Origin of the sequence: Streptomyces lydicus, assembly GCF_000717345.1 — a bacterium.
GTDB lineage: Bacteria > Actinomycetota > Actinomycetes > Streptomycetales > Streptomycetaceae > Streptomyces > Streptomyces lydicus.
In genome coordinates, this window is record NZ_JNZA01000036.1 from 130,812 (window position 1) to 139,365 (window position 8,554).

An 8,554-nucleotide genomic window follows, 5' to 3' on the forward strand; every position below is an offset into this window, starting at 1 on the left:
CTCGTCATAGCTGCTACTGGTCGCGGAAACGGACGATCTTCACAAACTCGTCCGCGTCCAGCGCCGCGCCACCGATCAGCGCGCCGTCGACGTCCGGCTGCGCCATGATCGCGGCGACGTTGCCGGACTTGACCGAGCCGCCGTACTGGATGCGGACCTTGTCGGCCAGATCCTGACTGTAGAGCTCGGCGAGGCGGCCGCGGATCGCACCGCAGACCTCCTGCGCGTCCTCGGGGGTGGCGACCTCGCCGGTGCCGATGGCCCAGACCGGCTCGTAGGCGATCACGATGGTCTCTGCCTGCTCGGCCGGGACGTCCTTGAGGCCGCCGTCGAGCTGGGCGAGGGTGTGCGCGACCTGGTTGCCGGCCTTGCGGACGTCCAGGCCCTCACCGACGCAGAGGATCGGCGTGAGGCCGTGCCGGAAAGCGGCCTTGACCTTGGCGTTGCAGACCTCTTCGTCCTCGCCGTGGTACTGGCGGCGCTCGCTGTGGCCGACGGCCACGAACGTGCACTTCAGCTTGGCGAGCATGGCGCCGGAGATCTCACCGGTGTAGGCACCGGCGTCGTGCGCGGAGAGGTCCTGCGCACCGTACTTGATCTTGAGCTTGTCGCCGTCGACCAGGGTCTGCACCGAGCGCAGGTCGGTGAAGGGCGGCAGCACCGCGACCTCGACGGCGTCGAAGTCCTTGTCGGCGAGGGCGAAGGCGAGCTTCTGGACGTGCGCGATGGCCTCGAGGTGGTTGAGGTTCATCTTCCAGTTGCCCGCCATCAGCGGGGTGCGGCCGTTGCTGAGAGCAGTCACGGTGTTTCAGTCCTCCAGTGCGGCGAGGCCGGGGAGCGTCTTGCCCTCGAGGTATTCGAGGCTGGCGCCACCACCGGTCGAGATGTGGCCGAAAGCATTCTCGTCGAAGCCGAGCAGCCGGACCGCGGCGGCACTGTCACCGCCGCCGACGACGGTGAAGGCGTCCGAGTCCAGCAGGGCCTGCGCGACGGCCTTGGTGCCGCCGGCGTAGTCAGGGTGCTCGAAGACGCCCATCGGGCCGTTCCAGAACACCGTGGCCGCGTCGGCCAGCTTCGAGGCGTAGAGCTCGCGGGTCTTCGGGCCGATGTCCAGGCCCTCCTTGTCGGCCGGGATGGCGTCCGCGGCGACGATGTCGGGGTGGGCCGGGGCCTTGGTCTTCAGGTCGGGGAACTCGGCCGAAACCAGTACGTCGACGGGGAGCACGAACTCCACACCGCGCTTCTCGGCGCGCGCCAGGTATTCCAGGCAGGCGGGGACCTGGTCCTCCTGGAGCAGCGAGATGCCCACCTCGTGGCCCTTGGCCTTGAGGAAGGTGTACGCCATACCGCCGCCGACCAGGATGCGGTCGGCCTTCTCGATCAGCTGGTCGATGACGGCGAGCTTGTCGGAGACCTTGGCGCCGCCGAGCGCGACCACGTAGGGGCGCTTGACGTCCTGGGTGAGCTTCTTCAGGACGCCGACCTCGGTGGCGATCAGGTCGCCGGCGGCGTGCGGAAGGCGCTGGGGGAGGTCGTAGACGGAGGCGTGCTTGCGGTGCACGGCACCGAAGCCGTCGCCCACGTACAGCTCCGCGAGGGCGGCGAGCTGGTCGGCGAAGGCGCCCCGCTCGGCGTCGTCCTTGCTGGTCTCGCCCGCGTTGAAGCGGAGGTTCTCCAGCACCGCCACCTGACCGTCGGTCAGACCCGCGGTCACCGACCGGGCGGACTCGCCGACCGTGTCGGTCGCGAACGCCACGTCCTGGCCCAGGATTTCGCCCAGCCGCCGCGCCGCGGGAGCCAGCGAGAACGCCGGGTCCGGGGCGCCCTTGGGACGGCCCAGGTGGGAGGCGACGATCACCTTGGCGCCGCGCTCGACGAGCTTGGCGATCGTCGGGGCGACGGCGCGGATCCGGCCGTCGTCGGTGATGGTGGTGCCGTCCAGCGGCACGTTCAGGTCGGCGCGGACAAAGACCCGCCGCCCTGCTACCTGAAGGTCGTCGATCGTCTTCATGAGGAGTTGACTCCGTCGCTTGGTTCGGTCGTGGCACGGGGCCCGTACGGCGCTTCCTCGCGCCGTACGAGCCCCGTCCTCACATCTCGGTGCCTCGGGTACCAGGCAGAGATATCAGAGCTGGCCGCCGACGAAGGTGGTCAGGTCCACCAGGCGGTTGGAGTAGCCCCACTCGTTGTCGTACCAGCCGACGACCTTGACCTGCGCGCCCTGCGCCATCGTCAGGGAGGAGTCGAAGGTGCAGGAGGCCGGCCAGTTGACGATGTCCGAGGAGACGATCGGGTCCTCGGTGTACTCGAGGATGCCCTTGAGCTGACCCTCGGCGGCCTTCTGGAACGCCTCGTTGATCTCGTTCCGGGTGACCTCGCGGCTGAGCTCCAGCACCAGGTCGGTGACCGAGCCGGTGGGGACCGGCACGCGCATGGCGATGCCGTCCAGCTTGCCCTTCAGCTGCGGGAGGACCAGGGCGGTGGCCTTCGCGGCACCCGTCGAGGTCGGGATGATGTTCTCCGCGGCGGCACGGGCGCGACGCAGGTCCTTGTGCGGGAAGTCCAGGATGCGCTGGTCGTTGGTGTACGCGTGGACCGTCGTCATCAGGCCCTTGACGATGCCGAAGTTCTCGTCGAGGACCTTCGCCATCGGCGCCACACAGTTGGTGGTGCAGGAGGCGTTGGAGATGACGTGGTGCTGGGCCGCGTCGTACTTGTCGTTGTTGACGCCCATCACGATCGTGATGTCCTCGTCCTTGGCGGGCGCGGAGATCAGGACCTTCTTGGCGCCGGCGGCGAGGTGCTTCGCGGCGTCCTCGCGCTTGGTGAAGATGCCGGTCGACTCGACGACGATGTCGGCGCCCAGCTCTGCCCAGGGGAGGTTGGCCGGGTCGCGCTCGGCCATCGTCTTGAAGGTCTGGTTGCCGACCGTGATGGTGTCGTCGGTGTGGCTGACGTCCTGCTTGAGGCGACCCAGAATGGTGTCGTACTTCAGCAGGTGGACCAGGGTGGCGTTGTCGGTCAGGTCGTTGACACCGACGATCTCGATGTCCGCACCCTGCTCCAGGAGCGCGCGGAAGTAGTTGCGACCAATGCGGCCGAATCCGTTGATGCCTACGCGGATCGTCACGAACCGATCTCCTCGTTGGTACGCCGGTAAAGACACCGGCGAGCTGTATGGGATGTCCCCGACCGCCTCCGACCCTACCCCCTATACGAGACGTACGTGACATTGACAAAACGCGCTCCATGCTTCTCAGATGAGCGCTTTCAACCGGGAGCCGGTGCATGCCGAACCGCCCCCGGTGCGCGCGCGGCACCGGGGGCGGGGAGGACGGATGAGGAGGGTGAGGTCAGCCGACCATGCCCTCGGCGAGCTCCTCGGTGAGGTTGGACTCCGTACCGGGGATGCCCAGGTCCTGGGCGCGCTTGTCGGCCATCGCCAGCAGGCGGCGGATCCGGCCGGCGACGGCGTCCTTGGTCAGCGGCGGGTCGGCGAGCGCGCCCAGCTCCTCCAGGGACGCCTGCTTGTGCTCCATGCGCAGCCGGCCGGCCGCCGCGAGGTGTTCGGGGACCTCCTCGCCGAGGATCTCCAGGGCCCGCTGGACCCGGGCGCCCGCGGCGACCGCGGCGCGCGCCGAGCGGCGGAGGTTGGCGTCGTCGAAGTTGGCCAGGCGGTTGGCGGTGGCCCGGACCTCGCGGCGCATCCGCCGCTCCTCCCAGGCGAGCACCGACTCGTGGGCGCCCAGCCGCGTCAGCAGCGCGCCGATCGCGTCACCGTCACGGACGACAACGCGGTCCACGCCGCGCACCTCGCGGGCCTTGGCGCCGATGCCGAGCCGGCGCGCCGCGCCGACCAGCGCGAGCGCCGCCTCCGGGCCGGGGCAGGTGACCTCCAGCGAGGAGGAGCGGCCGGGCTCGGTGAGCGAACCGTGGGCCAGGAACGCGCCGCGCCACGCCGCCTCGGCGTCGCAGGTCGCACCGGAGACCACCTGCGGTGGCAGGCCGCGGATGGGCCGGCCCCGGCCGTCGACCAGGCCGGTCTGCCGGGCGAGCTGGTCGCCGCCGGCCACCACCCGTACGACGTAGCGGCTGCCGCGCCGCAGGCCGCCGGGGGCCATCACCACCAGGTCGGAGCTGTGCCCGAAGATCTCCAGGATGTCCTTGCGCAGCCGGCGGGCCGCGATGCCCGTGTCCAGCTCCGCCTCGATCACAATGCGTCCGCTGACCAGGTGCAGACCTCCCGCGAACCGCAGGATCGACGAGACCTCCGACTTCCGGCAGCAGGTCCGGGTGACGGGGAGCCGGGAGATCTCATCCTTCACCGCAGCCGTCATCGCCATGGGCCGATCCTTCCATGCATCCGAAAAATACGGTCGTACGCGGCTGCCAGCAGCTCCGGGTCGTGCCGGTCGGGGGCTCCCCCGGCACTCGACCGGGCGTCGTCTCCTTGTGCCGCGACTGCCGCCAGCTCGACCTCGCTGCCGACGAGTTGCTTGGCGGCAACCGTCAGACCTTCGATGTCGGGCACGGCGGCCCTGTCGGCCAGCACCACGTCGAAGGCGAGTTTAGGGGCGTGTCGGGCCAAAACCTCCAAATGACGCTGCGGGGAGAAGCCATCGGTTTCGCCCGGTTGTGGCGCGAGGTTGAGCGAGAGGACCTTCCGGGCCTTGGTCTCCTCCAGCGCCTCGCGCAGCTCGGGCACGAGCAGATGCGGGATCACCGACGAGAACCACGAGCCGGGACCGAGCACCACCCAGTCGGCGTCCCGCACCGCGGCGACCGCCTCCGGAACGGCCGGCGGCTCCTCCGGAACGACGTGCACGGACTGCACCTCGCCGCGGGTGAGCGCGACGGTGGCCTGGCCGCGGACCGTGGAGACGTCGTCGGGGCGCTCCGGGTCATGGCCCCTGACCTGCGCCTGGAGCTCCAGGGGCACCGCCGACATCGGCAGCACCCGGCCCTGCGCGCCGAGCAGCTTGCCGACCAGGTCGAGCGCCTGGACGTGGTCACCGAGCTGCTCCCACAGGGCGACGATCAGCAGGTTGCCGACCGCGTGGTCGTGCAGCTCGCCCTCGCTCTGGAAGCGGTGCTGGATCACCCGGGACCAGGTCTGGCCCCAGTCGTCGTCGCCGCACAGCGCGGCCAGCGCCTTACGGAGATCGCCGGGCGGCAGCACGCCCAGCTCGTCACGGAGCCGGCCGCTGGAGCCGCCGTCGTCGGCGACCGTGACGACGGCGGTCAGGTCGCCGGTGATGCGGCGCAGCGCGGCGAGCGAGGCGGACAGGCCCATGCCGCCGCCGAGCGCCACCACCTTGGGCGTGGCGCCCCTCGTCGTACGGACGCTGGGAACGAATCTGCGAACCCGGCGGAGCCGCGGGGTACGGCCGGTCACTCGCGCCCCATGTCCCGGTGGACGACGACCGTTTCCACTCCTTCGGAGACCAGGCGGCGGGCGAGCTTCTCGGACATCGCGACACTGCGGTGCTTGCCGCCCGTGCAGCCCACGGCGATGGTCACATAGCGCTTGCCCTCACGGCGGTAGCCCTCCGCGACGATCCGCAGCAGCTCGGCGTAGCCGTCGAGGAACTCCTTGGATCCGGGCTGGCTGAAGACGTAGTTGGAGACCTCGTCGTTCAGGCCGGTGAAGGGGCGCAGCTCGGGGACCCAGTGCGGGTTGGGGATGAAGCGGCAGTCGATGACCATGTCGGCGTCGACCGGCAGGCCGTACTTGAAGCCGAAGGACATGACCGTGGCGCGCAGCTCGGGGACCTCTTCGCCGGCGAACTGGGCGTCCATCTTGGCGCGCAGCTCATGGACGTTGAGGCTGGAGGTGTCGATGACCAGGTCGGCGTCGCCGCGCAGCTCGCGCAGCAGATCGCGCTCGGCGGCGATGCCGTCGACGATCCGGCCGTCGCCCTGGAGGGGGTGCGGGCGGCGCACCGACTCGAAGCGGCGCACCAGGGCCTCGTCGGAGGACTCCAGGAAGACGATGCGGCGCTTGACGTTCTGCGCGTCCAGGGTGGCCAGCGACTCCTTGAGGTTGGCGAAGAAGCGGCGGCCGCGGACGTCGACGACGACCGCGATGCGGGCGACGTTGCCCTGCGAGCGGGCGCCCAGCTCGACCATCGGGGGGATCAGCTCGGGCGGGATGTTGTCGACGACGAACCAGCCGAGGTCCTCCAGGCACTTCGCGGCCGTGCTGCGGCCGGCGCCGGACATCCCGGAGATGATCACCAGCTCGGGGATCGCCGCGCTCTCTCCCGGTTCGGACTCGCGCATCGTGCCCGTACTCACCTGTGCACCGTCTCTCTCGGTTTCCTGCGGTTCGCGCTCTGTACTCATCGTTCCTGCCCCCGTTCTGCCGACAACGCGGCCGGTGGGGCCCCGTCATCCTCAATGATCTCTCCTGTGGCGGTGTTCACCGCAGGAGCGGACGGTGCCGCCCCGGCCAGCGCCGCGGCGACCGTCTCGGCGGTCTTGCGGCCCACGCCCGGGACCTCGCAGATCTCGTCGACCGTCGCGGCGCGCAGCTTCTTCAACGAACCGAAGTGCTTGAGGAGTGCCTGGCGGCGGGTGTCGCCCAGGCCCGGTACGGCGTCGAGCGGCGAGGACTTCAGCCGCTTGCTGCGCTTGTTGCGCTGGTAGGTGATCGCGAAGCGGTGCGCCTCGTCGCGGACCCGCTGGAGGAGGTAGAGGCCCTCGCTGCTGCGGGGCAGCACCACCGGGTCGTCCTCCGTGGGCAGCCAGACCTCTTCGAGGCGCTTGGCCAGACCGCACACCGCGACGTCGTCGATGCCGAGCTCGTCCAGGGCCCGGCGGGCGGCCGCGACCTGCGGGGCACCGCCGTCGACGACCACGAGCTGGGGAGGGTAGGCGAACCGCTTGGGGCGGCCGTCGTCGTCGACGGGGCGGCCGTCGGCCCGGTCCGGCTCCCCGGCGGCGGTCAGCACCCCGTCCACCGGGGCGGCGGTCCCGCCGTCGGGCTCCTCCGTCCACTCCCCCGACTTCTGCTTCTCCTGGAGATAGCGCTTGAAGCGGCGGCCGATGACCTCGTGCATGGACCGGACATCGTCCTGGCCCTCGAAGCCCTTGATCTGGAAGCGGCGGTATTCGCTCTTCCGGACGAGCCCGTCCTCGAACACCACCATCGAGGCGACCACGTCCTCGCCCTGGAGGTGGGAGATGTCGAAGCACTCGATGCGCAGCGGGACCGAGTCCAGACCGAGGGCCTCGGCGATCTCCTCCAGGGCGCGGGAGCGGGTGGTCAGGTCGGAGGCGCGCTTGGTCTTGTGCAGCGCCAGCGCCTGCTGGGCGTTGCGGCCGACCGTGGCCATCAGGTCCTTCTTGTCGCCGCGCTGCGGTATGCGCAGCGAGACCTGGGAACCGCGGCGCTGGGAGAGCCACTGCGCGACCGGTTCGACGGGCTCGGGCAGCGCCGGGACCAGGACCTCCTTGGGGACGGCGTCGCCCCGCTCCTCGCCGTACAGCTGCTGGAGGGCGTGTTCGACGAGGCCACCGGTGGTGACGGCCTCGACCTTGTCGGTGACCCAGCCGCGCTGGCCGCGCACCCGGCCGCCGCGGACGTGGAAGATCTGGACGGCGGCTTCGAGCTCGTCCTCGGCGACCGCGATCAGGTCGGCGTCGGTGGCGTCGGCCAGGACCACGGCGCTCTTCTCCATGGCCCGCTTGAGCGCGCCTATGTCGTCCCGCAGCCGGGCGGCGCGCTCGTACTCCATCTCCTCGGCGGCTTCCTGCATGCGGCGCTCCAGGCGGCGGAGGTAGGCGCCGGTGCGGCCGGCCATGAAGTCGCAGAACTCCTCGGCCAGTTCGCGGTGCTCCTCGGCGGAGATCCGGCCGACGCAGGGGGCGGAGCACTTGCCGATGTAGCCCAGCAGGCAGGGGCGGCCGATCTGGGCGGAACGCTTGAACACACCGGCGGAGCAGGTGCGTACGGGGAAGACGCGGAGCATCAGGTCGACGGTCTCGCGGATGGCCCAGGCGTGGGCGTACGGGCCGAAGTAGCGCACGCCCTTCTTCTTGGCGCCGCGCATGACCTGGACGCGCGGGAACTCTTCGTTGAGGGTCACCGCGAGGTACGGATAGCTCTTGTCGTCGCGGTACTTGACGTTGAAGCGGGGGTCGAACTCCTTGATCCAGCTGTATTCGAGCTGGAGCGCCTCGACCTCGGTGGTGACGACGGTCCACTCCACGGAGGCGGCGGTGGTGACCATCGTGCGGGTACGCGGGTGGAGACCGGCCAGGTCCTGGAAGTAGTTGGCCAGGCGCTGGCGCAGGCTCTTGGCCTTGCCCACGTAGATGACACGGCCGTGTTCGTCGCGGAACTTATAGACCCCCGGCGAGTCGGGGATCTGTCCCGGCTTGGGTCGGTAGCTGCTGGGGTCTGCCATGAACACCACCCTACTGACCGCCACCGACAATCACGGTTTCCGGACCGTTGCCGAGGCGTGCGGGTGGGCGGACGGCGGGGTGGGGGCTGCGAGTGCGGTGGCCGGTGAACGGCCGCGGGTGACTCCCCCCACCCCCGAACCCC

7 protein-coding genes are annotated in these 8,554 nt (G+C 70.3%); all 7 read right to left on the reverse strand.

The genetic code is table 11. The annotated features are described in order from the left end of the window. Window positions 1–13: 13 nt before the first annotated feature. Window positions 14–769, reverse strand: a complete 756-nt coding sequence (gene tpiA, locus OO62_RS28900) for a triose-phosphate isomerase (RefSeq protein ID WP_033270586.1) — start codon at window positions 767–769, stop codon at window positions 14–16. Between the two features lie 39 nt (window positions 770–808). Continuing rightward, window positions 809–2,011 (reverse strand): phosphoglycerate kinase, encoded by a 1,203-nt coding sequence (locus OO62_RS28905; protein WP_033270570.1) that lies wholly within the window; start codon window positions 2,009–2,011, stop codon window positions 809–811. A gap of 114 nt (window positions 2,012–2,125) precedes the next feature. After that, window positions 2,126–3,130, reverse strand: coding sequence for a type I glyceraldehyde-3-phosphate dehydrogenase (gene gap, locus OO62_RS28910; RefSeq protein ID WP_033270571.1), 1,005 nt, complete (start codon window positions 3,128–3,130; stop codon window positions 2,126–2,128). 223 nt (window positions 3,131–3,353) lie between these two features. Continuing rightward, the gene (whiA, locus tag OO62_RS28915; RefSeq protein ID WP_018091880.1) at window positions 3,354–4,343 is read right to left on the reverse strand and encodes a DNA-binding protein WhiA; all 990 of its coding nucleotides are present in this window, start codon (window positions 4,341–4,343) and stop codon (window positions 3,354–3,356) included. Next, window positions 4,334–5,395 carry a gluconeogenesis factor YvcK family protein gene (locus tag OO62_RS28920; protein ID WP_033270572.1) on the reverse strand — a complete coding sequence of 354 codons (1,062 nt, stop codon included), beginning with the start codon at window positions 5,393–5,395 and terminating at the stop codon, window positions 4,334–4,336. Before OO62_RS28920 ends, whiA begins: the two co-directional genes overlap by 10 nt. After that, window positions 5,392–6,345, reverse strand: a complete 954-nt coding sequence (gene rapZ, locus OO62_RS28925) for an RNase adapter RapZ (protein ID WP_078617405.1) — start codon at window positions 6,343–6,345, stop codon at window positions 5,392–5,394. The genes OO62_RS28920 and rapZ overlap by 4 nt, the downstream gene beginning before the upstream one ends. Further along, window positions 6,342–8,411, reverse strand: coding sequence for an excinuclease ABC subunit UvrC (gene uvrC, locus OO62_RS28930; protein ID WP_033270587.1), 2,070 nt, complete (start codon window positions 8,409–8,411; stop codon window positions 6,342–6,344). The genes rapZ and uvrC overlap by 4 nt, the downstream gene beginning before the upstream one ends. Window positions 8,412–8,554 lie beyond the last annotated feature (143 nt).